Genomic DNA, 21,959 nt, shown 5'->3' with positions numbered 1-21,959 from the left:
CTCCGGGAAGATCTCGCTCGGTTCGGCCGCCGACGTCGATGTGGCGGTCAACGCAGCGCGCCGCGCTTTCGCCAGCTGGTCGCAAAGCAGCCGCGAACAGCGACTCGATCTTCTGGCGGCCATCCTCGCCGAATATCAGAAGCGTATGGGGGATCTGGCCGACGCCGTCACGGAGGAAATGGGTGCTCCGCCATCGCTGGCTGCGGGCCCCCAGGCGCAGCTCGGGCTCGGCCACCTGGTCACGGCGATCGACGTGCTGAAGAACTTCCCCTTCGAAGAACAGCACGGGGCGACGCTGATCGCCAAGGAGCCCATCGGCGTATGCGGGCTGATCACGCCGTGGAACTGGCCGCTGAACCAGATCGCGGTCAAGGTGTATCCCGCGTTGGCGACGGGATGCACAATGATCTTGAAACCGTCTGAGGTCGCGCCATTCTCGGCTCACATCTTCACCGAGATCCTGGACGCGGCGGGCGTGCCGGCCGGGGTGTTCAACGTGGTCAACGGCGACGGCTCTGGCGTCGGTGTCGCTCTGGCGAGCCACCCCGGCATCGACATGGTGTCGTTCACCGGTTCCACGCGTGCGGGCGTCGAAGTCGCCACCAACGCCGCCCCGACGGTCAAGCGGGTAACTCAGGAACTCGGCGGCAAGAGTCCCAACGTCGTCCTTGACGATGCGGGCTTCGCCGACAGTGTCCGCGCGGGCGTAGCCAACATGATGCCGAACTCCGGTCAGAGTTGTAACGCGCCATCTCGCATGCTGGTTCCGAAATCACGGATGGATGAGGCGATTACGATCGCACGTGAGGTCACCGAGCAGGTCAACGTCGGCAGCCCCGACGATGCGAGGGCGATCGGGCCGGTGGCGTCCAGGACGCAGTTCGAAAAGGTGCAGCGCCTGATCCAGCGGGGCGTCGACGAGGGCGCGACCGTCGTCGCCGGCGGCCCGGGCCGCCCGGCCGGGCTGGACAAGGGCTACTACGTGAAGCCCACGGTCTTCGCCAACGTCACCAACGACATGACGATCGCCCGCGAGGAGATCTTCGGGCCGGTGCTGTGCATCCTCGGCTACGACGACATCGACCACGCCGTCGACATCGCCAACGACACCGAATACGGCCTCGCCGGGTACGTCTCGGGGGCCGACCTCGATAAGGCCCGAGCGGTGGCCCGCAGGATCCGGGCCGGCTGGGTGACGATCAACCACGCATTCGACATGAATGCGGCGTTCGGCGGCTACAAGCGCAGCGGCAACGGTCGAGAGTGGAGCGAGTTCGGCTTCCACGAGTACCTGGAAGTCAAGAGCACGTTGGGCTACGCACCGGAATAGGCCGCGCAATGGCTTCAGTCGATTGAGAAGGGATGAAATGTTTTCGGCAGTTTTGATCGAGAAGGGCGACGCGGGACAGACGGTCGGGGTGACCGAACTGGACGAAGCGCAACTGCCCGAAGGGGATGTGAGCGTTGAGGTCGAGTACTCCACGCTGAATTACAAGGACGGTCTGGCGATTACGGGCAAGTCGCCCGTCGTCCGCAAGTTTCCCATGGTTCCGGGCATCGATCTGGCCGGCGTGGTGACGGAAAGTAGTCACAGCGACTGGAACGAGGGCGACCGCGTGGTCCTCAACGGCTGGGGCGTCGGCGAAACGCATTGGGGCGGACTGTCTCAGCGTGCCCGCCTCAACGGTGACTGGCTGGTTCCGCTTCCTTCCGAGTTCAGCACGCACCAGGCGATGGCGATCGGTACCGCCGGCTACACGGCCAGCCTTTGCGTGGATGCCCTACTGCAGCACGGGGTGTCGCCCGACCAAGGGGAGGTCCTGGTCACCGGTGCGACGGGCGGCGTCGGAAGCGTCGCGATCGTGCTGCTGACCGCGGCCGGGTTCAAAGTCGTCGCCGCGACCGGCAAGGCGTCGGAAGAGGACTACCTGAAGCAACTCGGCGCGGTGACCGTGCTGGACCGCGCCGAGTTCGGCGAGGCGGGTAAACCGTTGCAGAAGGAGCGGTGGGCCGGCGTCGTCGACGCCGCCGGCAGCAACACGCTGGTCAACGCCTGCGCGCAGACCCGGTATGGCGGGGCGGTCGCCGCCTGCGGGCTGGCTCAGGGCATGGACTTCCCCGCGACGGTTGCGCCGTTCATCTTGCGCGGCGTCTCCCTGCTCGGCATCGACAGTGTGATGGCACCCAAAGACCGTCGCCTGGCCGCGTGGAAGCGCCTCTCGCGCGATCTGGATGCCGGTGCGCTGGATTCGGTCGCCCAAGAGGTCTCGCTAGGCGATTCGATCGCCGCGGCCAAGAAACTCATGGACTCCCAGGTGCGGGGCCGCATCGTCGTCGACGTCAACCGCTGACAGGAGCGCTGATGGCCAACAAGACAACCAAATCGTCAGGCCCGCAACTGGATCTGTCCGACGTCGATCACCGGGTGGGCAAGCCGGTGGGCGGCGGCCAGTTGTGGGATCCGTGCAGTTCGTCCGACATCCGGCGCTGGGTGATGGCGATGGATTACCCGAATCCGGTGCACTGGGATCAGCAGTTCGCTCACGATTCGAAGTACGGTGGCATCATTGCGCCGCAGTCGATCGCCGTGGCCCTGGACTACGGGCACGGTGCGGCGCCCGCATGTGTCGGCCATATCCCGAACAGCCACTTGATCTTCGGTGGCGAGGAATGGTGGTTCTACGGCTGTCCGGTGCGGCCGGGGGACAAGCTGTTTCAAGAGCGCCGGTTCCACGACTACAAGGTGACCGAGACGAAATTCGCCGGCCCGACGATGTTTTCGCGCGGTGACACCATCCACACCAACCAGCACGGAACCCTGGTCGCTCGCGAACGGTCCACAGCGATTCGCTACCTCTACGAGGAGGCGACCAAGCGCGGGATGTTCGAAAACCAGCTCGGCGAGATAAAGCGTTGGACCCAAACCGAACTCGAGGCCGTCGAACGGCTCCGCCGGGAATGGCTCGAATCCAACCGGCTGGGTGTCTCACCGCGCTTCGATGAGGTCAAGGTCGGCGATACGCTGCCGCGCCGGGTCATCGGCCCGCACAGCATCGCCAGCTTCACCACCGAATACCGGGCTTTTCTGTTCAATATCTGGGGCACCTTCGAGTGGGTCGCGCCCCCTGGCATCGAGGACCCGTGGGTCTATCAAGATCCCGGCTGGGGCAAGGACTTCGCCTTCGACGAGGAAGACGCGAAGATCGACCCGCGCAAACGCGACGGGCTGTACGTCGGCCCTTCGCGTGGGCACATCGACGCCGATCGGGCCAGCGAGGTCGGCATGGCTCGCGCGTACGGTTACGGCGCGACGATGGGCGCCTGGTGCACCGACTATCTCGCGTACTGGGCCGGCCACGACGGCATGGTGCGCCACACCAAGGCCGACTTCCGCACGCCCGCCTTCGAGGGCGACGTGACGTATTTCGACGCCGAGATCATCGACAAACAACCGGAATCGACGTGGGGTGTGCCCCTGGTACAAGTAAAGCTGCGGCTCACCAACCAGAACGGAGAAATGCTGGTGGGCTGCACGGCTGAGGTCGAACTGCCGTTGTAATCATGGGCGACCAGACGGGATCTGAAGCCGCGCAGCATCTTTCCATAGTGGCAGGCCCGCCCCTGTCGGAAGAGCCGGGGCTGGGGACACTCACCCTGCCGGGCTTCCTGCGCGAAGTGGTGCAGATGTATGGCGAGCGCGAGGCGCTGGTGTGGCACGGCGACGGCGGGGTTACGCGCTGGACGTACACCCAGCTCTGGGAACGCGCGCTCGAGGTGGCGCGGGCGTTGCGTGGCTGCGGCGTGGGCAAGGACACCCGGGTCGGGGTCCTGATGACAAATCGTCCGGAATGGCTTGCCGCCGTGTTCGGTACGTCGCTGGCCGGCGGGGTGGCTGTCACCCTCAGCACGTTCTCCACGCCGCCGGAGTTGGACTATTTGATCCGGGCCTCGGCGGTGTCGGTGCTGCTCTTCGAAAGCAGGGTGCTGACAAAGGATTTCGCCGCCATCCTCACCGAGCTGGAACCGGCCATCCGCGACTCGGTTGCGCTGCGGTCACCGAGATATCCGTTCCTGCGCGAACTCGCGGTGGTGGGCGAGCCCACCCCTGGCGTCAGAGGATGGGATGAGTTCCTGCGGAACGGCGATCAGGAACCGCGCGAGTTGGTCGAGCAGTCTGCCTCGGCGGTACTGCCCAGTGATGCCGCGGTTCTGTTCTTCTCCTCGGGCTCCACGAGCAAGCCCAAGGGAATTCTCAGCGCACACCGCGGAGTGTGCATCCAGCTGTGGCGGTTTCGGCGCATGTATGGCTTCAGCGCCGGCGACAACATCCGGGGTTGGGCCGCCAACGGCTTCTTCTGGTCCGGCAACTTCGCCATGGTGCTCGGCTCGACACTGGCCAGCGGAGGGGCCCTGGTCTTGCAATCGACCTTCGATGGCGCCGAGGCGCTCGAGCTCATGCAGGCCGAGCGGGTGAACTTTCCGTTCGCGTGGCCCCACCAGTGGGCTCAGCTGGAAGGCGCACCCAACTGGCGCACGGTGGACTTGAGCAGTGTGACGTTTGCGGACTTCAAAACACCGATCGCCCACCATCCCACGGTGTCGAGCGAGTGGTACGAGCCTGGCCACGCCTACGGCAACACCGAAACCTTCACCATCACAACGGGTTACCCGGCCAACACCCCACCCGACATCCACGCGGAGAGCTCCGGGGTGGCACTGCCCGGGGTGACGCTCAAGATCGTGGATCCGCTTGCTGGACAGGTTGTTCCGCGCGGTGAGGCCGGCGAGATCCGTGTCAAGGGGCCGACGCTGATGCTCGGTTACATCGGCATCCCGCTGGACGAGACGCTCGACGCGGAGGGCTATTTCCCCACCGGTGACGGCGGCTATATCGACAATGCCGGCCGACTGTACTGGCAGGGCAGGCTCACCGACATCATCAAGACGGGCGGTGCCAACGTCTCACCGCGTGAAGTTGACGAGACCCTGATCGAGCATTCCGGTGTCAAAGTGGCCCAGACCGTCGGTGTTCCACACCACACCCTCGGAGAGGTCGTCGTTTCCTGTGTCGTGCCGCACGACGGTGTGATCCTGGACACGGAACAAATCCTGGCCTACCTGCGCGAACGGCTGGCGAGTTATAAGGTGCCACGCCATGTGCTGTTCTTCCATGAGCACGAGGTGGCGCTGACGGGCACCGCGAAAATCAAAGCGGGCGAGCTTCGCGAACTTGCCGCCAAACGGTTGGGTGGCCAGTAGCCAGATTCACCCGCAGCTAACAATCCGGACGCCGTGGGGGCGGCCGCGCGCGTACTGGGAAGCGTTGAGCGGGAATGGCGAAGAAATTAGAAACGCGCCTAATAGACGCTGTCTCAAGCGAGATCGACGCTCCGATAGATGAATTCGTGTCCGAGCATGCGGATACGTCTCGGCCCCCGTGCCTAGCTACGTCCACGATAGTTGCGACACACGACGGTGTCGACCGAAATTTTTTTTGTGAGTCATTGGGGAGCCTCGAGCCGAGTGTCTCTAAATATCCTGTGCGTCAATAGCTTTAAATGGCGCGTAGGTAAATTGGTGTCGACACGTGGTCGACGGCTTGGCGCTCAGCAACGTTGACCAGCGCCGATGTGCTGGGCGCAGGGGTATAAAGATTGACCGGCCACGTGTCGAGCTCACTCGTTTTCCGGTGTGCGACACGGCCGGCGGCCTCCGTTGCTCAAGATCAAATTCGTGTAGCGTGGTTTTGGCGCTTCAGGTGCGGGTAGTTCGCTCTTGTCGAGTTTGTTTCCGGCCTGGATTTTTCACAGCCTGCGGTGGTATATAGGCGCTTGGCAATTCATATAGTGCGTGAGACGTCAAGTGGGGCTGGCTGTTTGAGACGCACATGAGGTCGCCTCACTCCTTCAGCAGCGAGGGGGATGAACAAAGGGTTTCACGGGGGGTGCTCTGCATTGGGGGTTGCTGACCAAGCCCACCCGCTCACGCGGGGACAGCATGAAATTTGGCTGGCACAGCAAACGGGTCGCTTCGACACCGCGTGGCAACTCGGCGTCCTTGTGCGCATCGAAGGCATCATCGATCCGGGTTTGCTTCATCAGGCGATTCGTCAGGTCGTCGACGAGGCGGAATCGCTGAGGACGTCCATCTTCGAGATGGATGGCCAGGTATACCAAACGGCGCTCGTTAGCCCCGAGGTCGCCCTTCCATTTCATGACTTGCGTGGTTCGCACGATCCGATGCAGGAAGTTCAGGCCATGGCGTCGGCGATCCAGCGGACGCCGATGCCGCTCAGCGACCCGCCGGTAAGGTTCGCCCTCTTCCAGACCCAGGCCGACGAGTTCTACTGGTTCGCCTGTGCCCATCACATAGCCATTGACGGACTGGGCATTGCGCTTGCCGGCCGGCGGATCGCAGCCGTCTACTCCGGGCTTGCCGCCGGCACGCCCATTTCCCCTCCGTTCTTCGGCTCGTTGCAGGACCTCGTCGCTGGCGAGCTCGAGTACGAAGCGTCCACCGATTTCGTGGACGATCAGGCCTATTGGGCTGCAAACATCCCCTCGGACAACGACTCGGGATATCGGCCGCCCCGCTCCGCCGATGGACGAGATCCGTTTTTGCCTTCTGAGCCAGTGCAATTGGATCTGTCCGTCGTTGGTCGGGTCAAGGAGCTGTCCAAGAAGCTAGGCGTCCGGCGAACATCGGTGCTCACCGCCGCCTGCGCGCTCCTGGTACGAGGTTGGCGCGCTGACGGTTCGGACGACGTTGTGCTCGACTTCCCGGTGAGCAGGCGGACGGATCCGGAATCGAAAGTGCACCCGGGCATGTTTGCCGGGGTCGTCCCGCTGGTGCTGCACGCGGCTCCCGGGGCCACGGTCGCCGAATTCTGCAAGCAAGTCGATACTCGATCACGAGAAGCGTTGCAGCATCAACGGTTTCCGGTGCAGACCCTTGATAATTCAGGCGAACTTCGTGACCCGGACAGCGCGGGTAGCCGAGTAGTCGTCAACTTTGTCCCGGGCAGGCTGAGTCTGAGTTTCGCGGGCGCGCCGGGAACGGCTACATACACCAACTTCGGCCCGATAGGTGATTTCGGGTTGTACTTCCTCGGATTCGGTGATCAGCAATTCTTGAGCACGGTGGGTGCCGGGCTGCCCTTTTCAGATTTTGACGTCTCCGATTGGGTGGCGCGGCTAGACCAGGTGTTGACGGCAATGACAGCCGATCCCGAGCGGCTGTTGCTGTCGGTGGACCTGATGAGCGCCGGTGAGCAGGCCGGATTGGCGGGCTGGGGCCATCGCGCGACCTTGACCGAGCCGACAACCGCACCGCTGTCTGTTCCGGACATGTTTTCCCGCCACGTAGCCCGTACCCCGGACGCGCTGGCGCTGACGTTCGAAGGCCGGTCCATGACATACCGCGAGCTTGACGAAGCGGCTAATCGTCTGGCGCACTTGCTGGTTGGATGCGGTGCTGGTCCGGGCGAGCGGGTGGCGCTGATGCTGCCACGGTCTGCCGAGGCCGTCGTGTCGATCTTTGCGGTGCTCAAGACCGGTGCGGCCTACTTGCCGATTGACCCGGCGCTGCCACCGGCCCGGATCGAGTTCATGTTGGCCGACGGTGCACCGACGGCGGTGATCACGAACGCTGAGTTGACCGATCTGCTCGGCGCATTTGACGGACTGCGCATCAAGGTCGACGACCTCGAAGACCCCGCGCTGACCGGCCAGCCCAGCACGACCTTGCCGGGACCCGACCCGGCTGACATCGCGTACGTGATCTACACCTCGGGCACCACCGGTGTGCCCAAAGGCGTTGCGGTCACCCATCACAACGTGACCCAGCTGATTGCGTCGTTGGATGCCGGGTTGCCGGCGCCGGGCGTGTGGTCACAAAGCCATTCCTATGCCTTCGACTTCTCGATGTGGGAGATATTCGGCGCCCTGCTGCGTGGCGGGCGTCTGGTGGTGGTGCCCGAAGAGGTAACCCGCTCACCGGAAGACCTTCACCGCTTAATGGTCGCCGAGAAGGTGACCGTCCTGGGTCAAACCCCGTCGGGCGTTCAGATGTTGTCGTCGGAGGGGCTGGAGTCCGCGGCTTTAGTGGTCGGCGCGGAGCCGTGTCCACCCGAGGTGGTAGATCGGTGGGCGCCCGGACGGGTGATGGTCAATGCCTACGGCCCCAGCGAGACGACGATGTGTGTGGCTATCAGCGCGCCACTGACGGCGGGTTCGGGTGTGCCGCCGATCGGTTCGCCGGTGGGTGGGGCGGCGTTGTTCGTTCTCGACGCGTGGTTGCGCCCGGTGCCGGCCGGGGTGGTCGGTGAGTTGTACGTAGCCGGTGACAGCGTGGCCACCGGCTATGTGGGCCGGACCGGGTTGACCGGATCACGGTTCGTCGCTTGCCCATTCGGCGAACCGGGAACCCGGATGTATCGCACCGGAGACCTGGTGTGCTGGCGCCGCGATGGGCAGCTGCAGTACTTAGGCCGGGCTGATGAACAGGTCAAGATCCGTGGATACCGCATCGAAGTCGGCGAGATCCAAGCGGCCCTCGCCGGACTGGATGGCGTAGAGGCGGCAGTGGTCATCGCCCGCGAGGATCGCCCTGGCGACAAGCGCCTCGTCGGCTACATCACCGGTACCGCCGATCCCGCCGAGGCGCGCGCCGCACTGGCCGAACGGCTGCCGGCGTACATGGTTCCGGTCGCGGTGGTGGCGTTGGAAGCGCTGCCGTTGACCGTGAACGGCAAGCTCGACACTCGCGCCCTGCCCGCCCCGGATTACCGGGATGCCAGTCAGTACCGCGCCCCGGCCAGCGCCGTCGAGGAGGTCCTGGCCGGCATCTACGCCGAGGTGCTCGGTGTCGAGCGCGTTGGAGTCGACGATTCGTTCTTCGAGTTGGGCGGCGACAGCATCTTGTCGCTGCAGGTGGTGACGCGGGCGCGGGCGGCTGGACTGACCTGCCGGCCGCGGGACGTCTTCGTCGAACAGACCGTGGCGCGGCTTGCGCAGGCGGTCAGTGTGGCCGACGGCGAAGCGGATGTGGTTGACGAGGGCCTGGGCCCGGTGGTGGCCACCCCGATCATGCGCTGGCTGCAGGCCGTAGAGAGCTCCGGCGGTCCGGTGGATCAGTTCAACCAGACGGTGTTGTTGCAGGCTCCCGCCGGCGTGACCGAGGCCGATGTCGCGATTGTGTTGCAGGCCTTGGTGAATCGGCACGCGATGTTGCGGCTGCGGGTAGACCACGACGCCGACGGCTGGTCGCTGCAGGTGCCCGAAGCCGGGGAGATGCGGGCCGAGGATTGCCTGCGGTCGGTCGACGCGTTGTCCGATGACGCGCTGGTGGCCGCGCGTTCGCGGTTGAATCCCGCGGCCGGGGTGATGCTCAGCGCGCTGTGGGTCGAATCCACCGGTCAGCTCGTCATGATCGTTCACCATTTGGCGGTCGACGCGGTGTCGTGGTGGATCTTGTTGGAGGACCTCAACATCGCCTGGCTGCAGCATCTCGGCGGGCGGCCGGTGGAGTTGCCCGCGACCGGGATGTCTTTCGCCCGTTGGTCATCGAGGCTGGCCGAACACGCGGGCCGGCCGGACGTCGTGGACGTGGCGGACGCGTGGAGGGAAGTCGCGGCAACCCCTGCAGCGCTGCCCGCGGTGCGTCCCGAGGTGGATACCTACGCCAACGCCGGGCGCCTGGCGGCGGAGCTGGACTCCGAGACCACCGAGTTGCTGCTCGCCGAGGTGCCGACGGCATTCCACGCCAAGGTCCAAGACATTTTGCTGATCGCGTTCGGAATGGCGTGGGCGGAGTTTTTGGGCGACACCGCCGCGCCGATAGGCATCGACGTCGAGGGTCATGGCCGCCACGAAGAGCTGGCCACCGATGTTGACCTGTCGCGCACCGTGGGCTGGTTCACGACGAAATTCCCTGTGTCGCTTCCGGTTCCCGGACTGCGCTGGTCGCAGGTGGTGGCCGGTGAGACGGCGCTGGGTGCGGCGATCAAGCACGCCAAGGAGCAGCTTCGCGCGCTGCCCGACCCGCTGACGTACGGGCTGCTGCGCTACCTCAACAGGGATGTCGACCTGGCGGGCCCGGACCCGTCGATCGCGTTCAACTACCTGGGTCGGCTGAGTGCGGTGGCCGACGCTGCCGGCGGCGGCTGGCGGATCTGCCACGACGGCCCGTCGGTGCTCGGTGCCAGCGCCGCGTTGCCGATGCCCTTGGGGCACGCCGTCGAGCTCAACGCCGGTGCCGTCGACACCGGGACGGGCCCACAGCTCCACGCCGAATGGACTTGGGCGCCATCGGTTCTCGATGAAGCACAGATCTCCCGGCTGAGCCGGCTGTGGTTCGAGGCCCTGGCCGGCATCTGCGCCCACGTGCGAGCCGGCGGAGGTGGCCTGACCCCGTCGGATATCGCACCGGCCCGACTGACGCAGCCGCAGATCGACGAACTGCAACGACAACACCACGTCGCCGACATCTTGCCGTTGACCCCGCTGCAACAGGGGCTGCTCTTCCATGCCAGCACCGCACAGGCAAGCGCCGACATGTACGCGGTGCAGCTCGACTTCACGCTTACCGGCCCGCTTGACGCCGAGCGCCTGCGCTATGCGGTGTATACGGTGGTCGACCGGCATCCTCACCTGGCGGCACTGTTCTGCGAACAATTCGACGAGCCGGTGCAGATCATTCCGGCCGATCCTGTCGCGGCGTGGCGCTCTGTCGACTTCGCCGCCGAGGCCGAACCCGATGAGCTGATCGATCAGCTCTGCGCCGACGAGCGCGCCGCGGTGTGTGACCTCGCGAACCAGGCGGCCTTCCGCGCTGCGCTGATTCGCATTGCGCCGGACCGGCACCGGTTCGTGCTGACCAACCACCACATTCTGCTCGACGGTTGGTCATTGCCGATCCTGCTGCGCGAGATGTTCAGCAGCTACTACGGGCAGCGACTGCCCGCCGCCGGCTCGTACCGGGGATTCCTCACCTGGCTGGCCGCGCGCGATCTCGATGCCGCGCGAGAGGCGTGGCGCGAGGTGCTGGCCGACTTCGAAACCCCCACGCTCGTCGGCCCAGAGGATCGGTTGGGCCAGGGCCAAAGGGGCTTCGCGTCGTCGCGGCTGTCCGAACAGACCACACAGGAACTCGGTGAGCTGGCGCGGTCCTGCCACACCACGCTCAGCACCGTGCTACAGGCTGCCTGGGCGCTGGTGCTCACTTCGCTGACCGGTCAGCAAGACGTCGTCTTCGGCACCCCGCGGTCCCGGGTCGGACAGCTGGAAGTGTCCGGCGCGGAATCGATGGTGGGGCTGCTGATCAACACGGTGCCGGTGCGCGCCAACATCGCGGTGACGACCACCACCGCGGACCTGCTGACCCAGCTGCAGAGCAGCCACAACGACACTCTCGAACACCAGCACCTGGCGCTGAGCGACGTTCACCGCGCCACCGGGCACGAGATCCTGTTCGACACGCTATTCGTTTACGAGAACTACCCGCTCGACACGGAAGTGCCTTTGGGCGCAGACGGTTTGGCCATCGCCGAGTTCACCAACCGCGAGTACAACCACTATCCGCTGACGGTGGAGGCCTTACCCGGTCGTGAACTCGGCCTGCACGTCGAATACGACACCGACATCTTCAACGCCGCGGGCGTCGATGCGCTCATCGACCGGCTGCGCCGCGTCTTGGTAGCGATGGCCGCCGATCCCAGCCGACGGCTGTCGTCGGTGGATCTGCTTGATCGCGATGAGCGTGATCTGGTGTTGTCGCGGATGTCCGGTGCGGGCGTGACGGCACCCGTCGGCGTGGCGCCGCAATTGTTGGCCGCGGCGGTGGCCGCCGATCCGGACGCACCTGCGGTTCTCGACGGCGCGCGGCGGATGTCGTACCGCGAGCTCGACGAGTCCTCGACGCGGTTGGCGCGGACCCTGATCGAGGCCGGCGTGGGCCCGGAACGCGCCGTGGGCGTCGCGGTCGAACGGTCCGTGGAGTTGGTCGTCGCGTGGTGGGCGGTGGCCAAGGCCGGCGGCATCTATGCGCCGGTCGACCTGGCCCATCCCGTCGAGCGCATCGCCTCGGTGCTGGATGCCGTTGGCGCGGTGTGTGTGTTGGCCTGCGGCACCGACGAGGTGGCCGGTGCCGGCCAGCGCCCGATCGTGCGCATCGACGGCCTCGATGCGTCCGGACAACCCGCGAAGCCGATCACCGACGCCGATCGATTGTCGGCGCTGCGGACGGACGACACCGCGTACGTGATCTTCACGTCCGGCTCAACCGGCGTCCCCAAGGGCGTGTCGGTCAGCCATTCGGGTCTGCTGGGCTGGGCCGCGGCCCAACGCGAGATGTTCGGATTGGGCGCCGACGCGCGGGTGCTGATGGTGGCCGCACCGACCTTCGATGCGTCGGTCGGCGAGTTGTTGCTGGCGGCCGGATCGGGCGCGGCGCTGGTGGTGGCTCCGCCGCAGGTGTACGCGGGCGAGGCTCTGACCGCGTTGCTGGCCGCCCAGCGGGTCAGCGCGGCGATATTGACCCCGACGGTGGTGTCGACGCTGGACCGCAGCCGACTCGACTGCGTGGAAACGCTGGTCGCTGTCGGCGAGGCCGTCCTGCCGGAGTTGGTGGACGCGTGGGCGCCGGATCGGCAGCTGTTCAACGGCTACGGCCCCAGCGAGACGACGATCTGGGTCACCTGCGCGCGGCTGCAGGCGGGTCAGCCGATCCGAATCGGCGCTCCGATTTCAGGGGTGCGCGCGGTCGTGCTCGACGCCTGGCTGAATCCGACCCCGGTCGGGGTGGTGGGTGAGCTCTATCTGAGCGGACCCGCGCTCGGGCACGGCTATGTGGGCCGCGTTGAGCTGACTGCGGAACGGTTCGTGGCCAACCCCTTTGGCGAGATCGGGGAGCCCGGATCGAGGCTGTATCGGACCGGCGACCTGGTGCGCTGGAATCCCGACGGAACCCTGGATTACCTCGGCCGCGCCGACACTCAGATCAAGCTGCGCGGCCAGCGCATCGAATTGGGCGAAATCGAGAACACCCTGCTGGCCTGCCCACAGGTCACCCAGGCCGCCGTCACCGTGCAGGACAGTGCGACCGGCTCTCACCTGGTCGCCTACGTGACGCTCGACCACGCCACCACCGCCGACCACGACGCCGACGACGTCGAAGAGTGGCAGAACCTCTACGACGACTTGTACGGGGGTGAAGCCGGTTCGGGCTTCGGCATGGACTTCCGCGGCTGGAACAGCAGCTACACCGGAGATCCGATCCCGCTCGAGGAGATGCTCGAATGGCGTTCGGCCACAGTGGATCGGATCGTGTCCCTGCAGCCGCGACGTGTGCTGGAGATCGGCGTGGGCTCGGGACTGCTGTTGTCGGAGATCGCCCCGCGTTGCGATCAGTATGTCGCCACGGACTTTTCGCCGGTCGCGATCGACAACCTCGCCCGCTCGATGGAGCGGTTGCAGCTGCCGTGGCGGGACCGGGTCGAATTGCTGACCCAGCCCGCGCACGTCGCGGACGGGCTGCCACAAGGTCACTTCGACACCATCATCGTCAACTCCGTCGTCCAGTACTTCCCCAACGCCGGATACCTGGCCGAGGTGATCGACACCGTGATGGACCTGCTGGCCCCCGGCGGGGCGGTGTTCATCGGCGACGTCCGTAACCATGCCTTGCAAGGTGCGTTCCAAACCGCGATCGCGCTCGCCCGCAGCGGCGGCGGCGACACCGCAGAGATCCGGCAGCGAGTGCGCCACGCCATGCTCGGTGAGACCGAATTGCTCTTGGCGCCAGAGTTTTTCACCACCTGGGCCGACGCCCGCCCCGCCGCGGGCGGACTGGACATCCGCATCAAACGCGGGTCGGCCGACAACGAACTGAACCAGTACCGCTACGACGTCGTCATCCACAAGGCCGCCGGGCCCGTACGTTCGGTGGCCGCCGAGCCCACCTGGGCGTGGGCGGGTCTGAGCGGGCTGCACGACGAATTGGTCTCGCAGCGGCCCGCGGCCGTCCGCGTGACCGACATCCCGCGGACCGGACTGATCACCGACGTCAACCTCGAATCCGCGCTCGCCGCAGGGCTACCCGTTGCCGACGCGCTGGCCCAGTCCGACGCCGCTTCCGGCGTCGCCGCCGAAGAGCTGCATCGCATCGGTGCGGAAGCCGGCTACCACGTCGCCGTGACCTGGGGTGCCCAACCCGGCACTCTGAGTGCGGTTTTCCTTGCTGCATCCGAACTCGACGGCGTGCCCGCCCCGCGGCTTACCGACGTGTACCTGCCCGCCGGCGGGGTCCGGCAACGCACCAGCTACGCCAACGACCCCCGGACCAACACCAAGGTCGGCGAGGTGCGGGATCGGTTGAGCGCGTGGTTGCCCGAGTACATGGTGCCGGCACACATTGTGGCGCTCGAGGAATTCCCGCTGACCTCCTCGGGCAAGCTTGACCGAAAGGCGCTGCCGGCGCCCGATTATCAGGACGCCGATCGTTACCGCGCCCCGGTTGATGCGGTCGAGGAAATCCTCGTCGGGATCTACGCCCAGGTGCTGGGCCTGGAGCGCGTCGGGGTCGACGACTCATTCTTCGACCTGGGTGGGGATTCGCTGTCGGCGATGCGGTTGATCGCCTCGGTCAACACCAGCCTCAATGCCGACCTCGGGGTGCGCAGCGTGTTTGACGCGCCCACTGTCGCCGAGTTGGCGCGCCTGGCCACCGGCGAAGCGGACCGACCGGAGCCGTTGGTGGCCGGCCCGCGGCCCGCGGTCATCCCGTTGTCCTTCGCCCAGAACCGGCTCTGGTTCATCGACCAATTGCAGGGTCCCTCACCGATTTACAACATCACGGTGGCACTGCGCCTGCGCGGGCGTCTGGACACCGACGCGCTGACCGTGGCGCTGAGTGACGTCGTGGACCGCCACGAAAGCCTGCGCACGGTGTTCACGTCAACCGACGGGGTGCCGCAGCAGGTCGTGATTCCCGCCGAGCAGATCGGCTTCGCCTGCGCCGTCACGGACGCCCGCGAATGGTCGGAGGACCGGCTGCATGCGGCGATGGCGGAAGCGGCGCGGTACACGGTCGACCTGACACGCGAAAGCCCGCTACACACTGAGCTTTTCGCTGTCAGCGACGACGAACACATGCTGGTGGTCGCGGTGCACCACATCGCCGCCGACGGCTGGTCGATCTCTCCGTTCGCGCGCGATCTGGGGGTTGCATACGCCAGCCGCTGCGAGGGGCGGGCCCCCGACTGGGCCCCACTCGAGGTGCAGTATGTCGACTACACACTGTGGCAGCGTGCGCATCTCGGTGACCCGGACGATCGCGACAGTCGTATCGCGGCGCAGCTGGACTTTTGGGCGGATGCACTGTCCGGGCTGCCCGAACGCCTGCAACTACCCACGGACCGGCCTTACCCGCAGGTCGCCGACCACCGCGGGGCCCGGCTGGCGATGGACTGGCCGACCGAGCTGCAACAACAGCTCCGTCGGGTGGCGCGGGAGCACAACGCGACCAGCTTCATGGTGGTGCAGGCCGCCTTCGCGGCGCTGCTGTCCAAGATCAGCGCCAGTTCCGATGTGGCGGTGGGCTTCCCGATCGCGGGACGTCCCGAGCCCGCGCTCGACGAGCTGATCGGTTTCTTCGTCAACACCCTGGTGTTGCGTGTCGACGTGGCGGGTGATCCGACCTTCGCCGAGCTGCTGGCCCAGGTGCGGCGGCGTAGCCTGGCCGCTTTCGAGCACCAGGACGTGCCCTTCGAATTGCTGGTGGAGCGGCTGAACCCGAACCGGAGCCTGACGCATCACCCGTTGATTCAGGTCCTCTTGGGCTGGGAGAACTTCCCCGGGCACGACAACAGCCCCGCCGCGACGTTGCCGTTGGGTGATCTGCAGGTCACGCCGATGCCGTTGCACACCGACACCGCTCGCATGGACCTGACGTTCTCGCTCGCCGAGCGCTGGACCGAAACCGGCCAGCGCGCCGGCATTTCCGTGACCGCGGAGTACCGCACCGATGTGTTCGACGCGGAGACCATCGAGGCGTTGATCGACCGGTTACAGCGGGTGCTGACGGCGGTCACCGCGGAGCCGGAGCGGCGACTGTCGTCGGTGGATCTGCTGGATGCCACCGAGCACGCCCGACTACAGCGGTGGGGCAACGAGGCGGTCCTGGCCCGGCCGGCGAAACCGGTGTCGGTCGCGGAGTCGTTCGCCGCGCAGGCCGCGCGCACGCCGGATGCGGTCGCGGTGACCTTCGAAGACCGCTCCATGACCTATCGGGAACTCGATGAGGCGGCGAACCGGTTGGCGCGCATGCTGGTCGACCGTGGGGCGGGCCCGGGTAAGTCTGTCGCACTGGTGTTTTCGCGATCGGCCGAGGCGATCGTGGCGATCGTCGCGGCGCTCAAGTCCGGGGCGGCCTATCTGCCGATCGATCCGGCGCTGCCTGCGGCCCGGATGGAGTTCATGCTCACCGACGCCGCCCCTATGGCCGCGGTCACCACCGCGAGGCTGGCCGATCGGCTGGACAAGTTCGACATCGCCGTCATCGACATCAACGACCCCGCCGTCGCCACCCAGCCCGGCACGCCACCACCCGCGCCGGCCCCCGACGACCTCGCCCACATCATCTACACCTCCGGCACCACCGGTGTTCCCAAAGGTGTTGCGGTGACTCAATATAACGTCGCGCAACTGTTCGACGCGCTGGAAATCGGCATCGAGCTGTCGCCGGATCAGGTGTGGACGCAGTTCCACTCCTATTCCTTCGACTTCTCGGTCTGGGAGATCTGGGGCGCGCTGCTGCACGGCGGGCGGCTCGTGGTGGTGCCCGACGTGGTGGCACGTTCACCAAACGAGTTCCACGCCTTGCTCGTTCGCGAGGGCGTCACCGTGCTGACCCAGACTCCGTCGGCGGTGGGGATGCTGTCACCGGAGGGACTGGAATCCGCGGCGCTGGTGATCGGTGCCGAGCCCTGCCCGCCCGAGTTGGTGGATCGGTGGTCGCCCGGACGGGTGATGGTCAACGTCTATGGCCCGACCGAGACCACGATGTGGTTGTCCAAGAGTGCGCCGCTCAAGCCTGGTTCGGGGTTCCCCCCGATCGGCTCGCCGACGTCGCGGGCGGCCTTCTTCGTGCTCGACAGCTGGTTGCGTCCGGTGCCGGCCGGCGTGGTCGGCGAGTTGTACTTGTCCGGCGCCGGGGTCGGGGCGGGGTATTGGCGCCGTCCCGGTTTGACGGCTTCGCGCTTCATGGCGTGCCCGTTCGGGCAACCCGGGGCGCGCATGTATCGCACCGGGGACCTGGTCTGCTGGGGCCCCGACGGACAGCTGCGCTACCTGGGACGCGCCGACGAGCAGGTCAAGATCCGCGGGTACCGAATCGAACTCGGCGAGATCCAGGCGGCGCTGAGCGCGTTCGACGGGGTCGAACAGGCTGCGGTGATCGCGCGTGAGGACAAACCCGGTGACAAGCGCCTGGTCGGCTACATCACCGGTTCTGCCGACCCGGTGGACGCGCGTGCCGCGCTGGCCCGGCGGCTGCCCGGCTACATGGTGCCGACCGCGGTGGTCGTACTTGACGCGCTGCCGGTGACCGTCAACGGCAAGCTCGACGCCCGCGCCCTGCCGGCGCCCGACTACCAGGACGCCAGTCGCTACCGGGCGCCGACCAGCAGGACGGAAGAGACGCTGGCGGGGATCTACGCCCGCGTGCTCGGTATCGAGCGTGTCGGCGTCGACGACTCGTTCTTCGATCTGGGTGGCGACTCGCTGCTGACGATGCGGCTGATCGCCGCGATCAACACGTCCCTGGACACCGATCTGCCGGTGCGCGTCGTCTTCGAGGCGCCCACGGTCGCCCAACTGGCGCAGCGCGTCGGTGAGGGCGAGGGACGGCTGGAGCCGTTGGTGGCCGGTGAGCGGCCCGCGGAGATCCCGTTGTCGTTCGCGCAGAACCGGTTGTGGTTCATCGAACAGCTGCAGGGGCCCTCGCCGGTGAACAACATGGCGGCGGCGCTGCGACTCAGTGGTGCGCTCGACGCCGACGCGCTGGGGGAGGCGTTGGCGGACGTCGTGCGGCGTCATGAAAGCCTGCGCACGGTGTTCGCCGCGCGAGAGGGAACGCCCCAGCAGGTGGTGCTGCCCGCCGAGCATGCCGACTTCGGTTGGCAGATAGTCGATGCCGGCGGATGGTCGAAGGACAGGCTCGAAGAGGCGATCGGGGCCGCGGCGCGTCACCCCTTCGACCTGGCAACCGAGATTCCGTTCAGGGCAACACTTCTCCGGGTCGGCGCAGACGAGCACGTGCTGGTCGCCGTGGTGCACCACATCGCCGCGGACGGCTGGTCGCTGACGCCACTGGTCCGCGACCTGGGTGTGGCATACGCCAGCCGCCGTGCCGGGCACGCTCCTGGGTGGACCGAATTGGTCGCGCAATACGCCGATTACACGCTGTGGCAGCGTGCGCAGTTCGGCGATCTCGACGACAGCAACAGCCGGATCTCTGCGCAGCTGGCCTACTGGCAGGATGCCCTGGCCGGGCTGCCCGAGCGGATTCAGTTGCCAACGGACCGGCCCTATCCGCGGGTAGCCGATCAACGCGGCGCCACCGTTGTGGTGGACTGGCCGGCCGAGGTGCAGGAAGGCGTGGCACGGCTGGCGCGCGAGCACAACGCGACCAGCTTCATGGTGATGCAGGCCGCGCTGGCGATGCTGTTGTCCAAGATCAGCGCGAGTTCCGATGTGGCCGTGGGCTTTCCGATCGCTGGGCGGCGCGACTCCGCACTCGACGAATTGGTCGGGTTCTTCGTCAACACCTTGGTGCTGCGGATGGACGTGGCAGGCGACCCGAGCTTCGCCGAGCTGTTGGCCCGGGTCAAGGCAAGCAGCCTGGACGCCTTCGAACACCAAGACGTGCCGTTCGAGCTGTTGGTTGAGCGGCTCAACCCGACCCGCAATCTGACCCACCACCCGCTCGTGCAGGTGATGCTGGCGTGGCAGAACTTCGCCGGGCTGGATGATCCGGCCGCGGGCTTGGCCTTGGAAGACCTTCGGGCAACATCGGTTCCCGTGGAGACCCAGGTCTCCCATATGGATCTGGTCTTCTCTCTTGCCGAACGCTGGGGTGAAACCGGCGAGCCCGCCGGGATCGGCGGGAGGGTGGAATTCCGGACCGATGTGTTCGACGCGAGCAGCATCGAGGCGCTCGTCGCACGGTTGGAGCGGGTGCTGGTCGCGATGACCGCCGACCCCGACCGGTCGTTGTCGTCGGTGGATCTGCTTGACGAGCGTGAGCACGCCCGTCTGGACAAGCTCGGTAACCGGGCGGCACTGACCGTGCCGGTTCCCACGTCGATGTCGATCCCGGCGTTGTTCGCCGAGCACGTGGCGCGCACCCCCGACGCGGTCGCGCTGGTCTGCGAGGGCCGGTCGCTGACCTACCGGGAGCTCGACGAGGCGGCGAACCGCTTGGCCCACTCGTTGGCCGGCCGTGGATCGGGCCCGGGTGAGACTGTCGCGCTGGTTGTTTCGCGCTCGGCCGAGGCCGTCGCGGCCATTCTGGCGGTGCTCAAAACGGGAGCGGCATATCTGCCGATCGACCCGGGGCTGCCGGCAGCCCGGCTCGAGTTCGTGCTGGGTGATGCCGCACCGACCGCGGCGGTCACCACCGCCGACCTGGCCGACCGGCTGGACGGATTCGACCTTGCCGTCATCGACATCGGTGACATCTGGGCCCCGGACGTCGACGCGCAATCCCGCACGGTCGGGTCGGCACCGGACGCGAGCGACATCGCCTACCTGATCTACACCTCGGGTACCACTGGCACCCCCAAGGGCGTGGCGGTTACCCACCAGAACGTCATCCAACTGCTGGCGTCGCTGGACAGCGGGCTGCCGTCGGCCGGTGTGTGGACGCAGTGCCATTCGCTGGCGTTCGACGTATCAGTGTGGGAGATCTTCGGCGCGTTGCTGCGGGGCGGGCGCGTGGTGGTGGTGCCCGACTCGGTCGCGCGTTACCCCGAAGACCTCCATAAGGCTCTGGTCGCCGAGCAGGTCACCGTGTTGACCCAGACCCCGTCCGCGGTCGCCGCGCTCGCGCCGCAGGGCCTGGAGTCGGTGTCGTTGGTGATGGTCGGCGAGGCGTGCCCACTCGAGGTGGTGGAGCGCTGGGCTCCGGGCCGGGTGATGGTCAATGCCTACGGCCCCACCGAGACAACGATGTGTGTGGCCATCAGCGCCCCGCTCCAAGCGGGCTCACAGTCGAACGACACCGTGCCGATCGGTTCACCGGTGCCCGGCGCCGGACTGTTCGTGCTGGACGGCTGGCTGCGCCCGGTGCCCATCGGGGTCGTCGGCGAGTTGTACGTGGCCGGCGCCGGGGTGGCCGCCGGGTATGTGCGCCGGTCCGACCTGACGTCGTCACGGTTCGTGGCGTGTCCGTTCGGGGCGCCCGGCCGGCGGATGTATCGCACCGGAGACCTGGTGCGCTGGCGTGCCGACGGCCAGCTGCAATACCTGGGCCGCGCCGACGAGCAGGTCAAGGTCCGCGGTTACCGCATCGAACTCGGCGAAATCCAGGCCGCGCTGGCCGAATTCGCGGGCGTCGACCGGGCTGCCGTGGTCGCGCGCGAGGAACGTCCCGGCGATAAGCGTCTGGTCGCCTACATCACGGGCACCGCCGATCCCGCCGAGGCGCGTGCCGCGCTGGCCGAACGTCTTCCGGCGTACATGGTTCCGGCGGCCGTGATGGGACTCGACGCGCTGCCGCTCACACCCAACGGCAAACTCGACGCTCGCGCCCTGCCGGCACCGGAGTACGCCGCCGGCCAGTACCGCGCCCCGACCAACCCGACCGAGGAGATCCTGGCCGGCATCTACGCCCAGGTCCTGGGACTCGACCGGGTCGGGATCGACGACTCGTTCTTCGACCTTGGCGGCGACAGCATTTCCGCGATGCGGCTGATCGCGATGATCAACAGCAGCCTGGAAACCGGTCTCGCGGTCCGCACAGTGTTCGAGGCGCCCACGGTCGCCCAGCTCGCACCACGCATCGATGAGGGTGGCAGCGGGCTGCAACCGCTGATCGCGGGAGCGCGGCCGGCCGTGATCCCACTGTCGTTCGCGCAGAACCGGTTGTGGTTCCTGGATCAGTTGCAGGGGCCGTCCCCGGTCTACAACATGGCGACGGCATTGCGGCTGAGCGGCAGGCTCGACGCGGACGCGCTCGGCGCGGCGCTGGGTGACGTGGTCGCCCGCCACGAGAGCCTGCGCACCGTGTTCGCCGCGCCCGATGGGACACCTCAGCAGGTCGTGATCCCGGTCGACCGTGCAGATTTCGGGTGGCAGGTCGTTGACGCCGGTGACTGGTCGGCCGACCACCTCGACGAGGCCATCGGCATCACCGCCCGCCACACCTTTGACCTGGCTGCCGAAATCCCTTTGCGGGCAACGCTTTTTCGGATCGGCGACGACGAGCACATTCTGGCTGCCGGGGTCCACCACATCGCCGCCGACGGCATGTCGATCACCCCGCTGGTGCGCGATCTCGGGGTCGCCTATGCCAGCCGTTGCGCGGGGCGCGTCCCCGATTGGACGCCGCTGCCGGTGCAGTATGTCGACTACACGCTGTGGCAGCGTGCGCAATTCGGTGATCTCGACGACAAGCAGAGCGCCATCGCGGCGCAGCTGGGCTACTGGGAAGACGCCTTGGCCGGGTTGCCGGAGCGGCTGCAGCTGCCCACCGATCGGCCCTACCCGCTGGTGGCTGACCAGCGCGGCGCCACCGTGGAGGTCGACTGGCCGGCCGAGGTGCAGGAGCGGATGCGCGCCGTCGCCCGCGAGAACAACGCGACCACCTTCATGGTCACCCAGGCCGCCCTGGCCGTACTGCTGTCCACGATGAGCGCCAATTCTGATGTGGCGGTTGGTTTCCCGATCGGAGGCCGCCGCGAC

The 21,959-nt window shown here is 66.9% G+C and carries 5 protein-coding genes; all 5 read left to right on the top strand.

Going from position 1 to position 21,959, the window contains the following annotated elements:
- On the top strand, positions 1–1,330 hold a 1,330-nt coding region (locus tag JOZ00_RS21335), incomplete at its 5' end, for an aldehyde dehydrogenase family protein (protein WP_293347626.1).
- A gap of 37 nt (positions 1,331–1,367) precedes the next feature.
- Positions 1,368–2,351 (top strand): MDR family oxidoreductase, encoded by a 984-nt coding sequence (locus JOZ00_RS21330; protein ID WP_293347623.1) that lies wholly within the window; start codon positions 1,368–1,370, stop codon positions 2,349–2,351.
- Between the two features lie 11 nt (positions 2,352–2,362).
- A complete protein-coding gene (locus JOZ00_RS21325; protein ID WP_293347620.1) occupies positions 2,363–3,559 on the top strand; it encodes a MaoC family dehydratase N-terminal domain-containing protein in 1,197 nt (398 codons plus the stop codon).
- Positions 3,560–3,606: 47 nt separating this feature from the next.
- On the top strand, positions 3,607–5,259 hold the full coding sequence (locus tag JOZ00_RS21320) for a class I adenylate-forming enzyme family protein (protein WP_293347617.1): 1,653 nt from the start codon (positions 3,607–3,609) through the stop codon (positions 5,257–5,259).
- A 662-nt stretch (positions 5,260–5,921) separates the two neighbouring features.
- Positions 5,922–21,959, top strand: a 16,038-nt coding sequence (locus JOZ00_RS21315; RefSeq protein ID WP_293347614.1) for a non-ribosomal peptide synthetase, incomplete at its 3' end; no start/stop codon positions are given.

It is taken from the genome of Mycobacterium sp., assembly GCF_019243155.1.
Classification (GTDB): Bacteria; Actinomycetota; Actinomycetes; order Mycobacteriales; family Mycobacteriaceae; genus Mycobacterium.
Note: the sequence above shows the minus strand (reverse complement) of the source record. Positions and strands in the feature narration are given on the sequence as shown.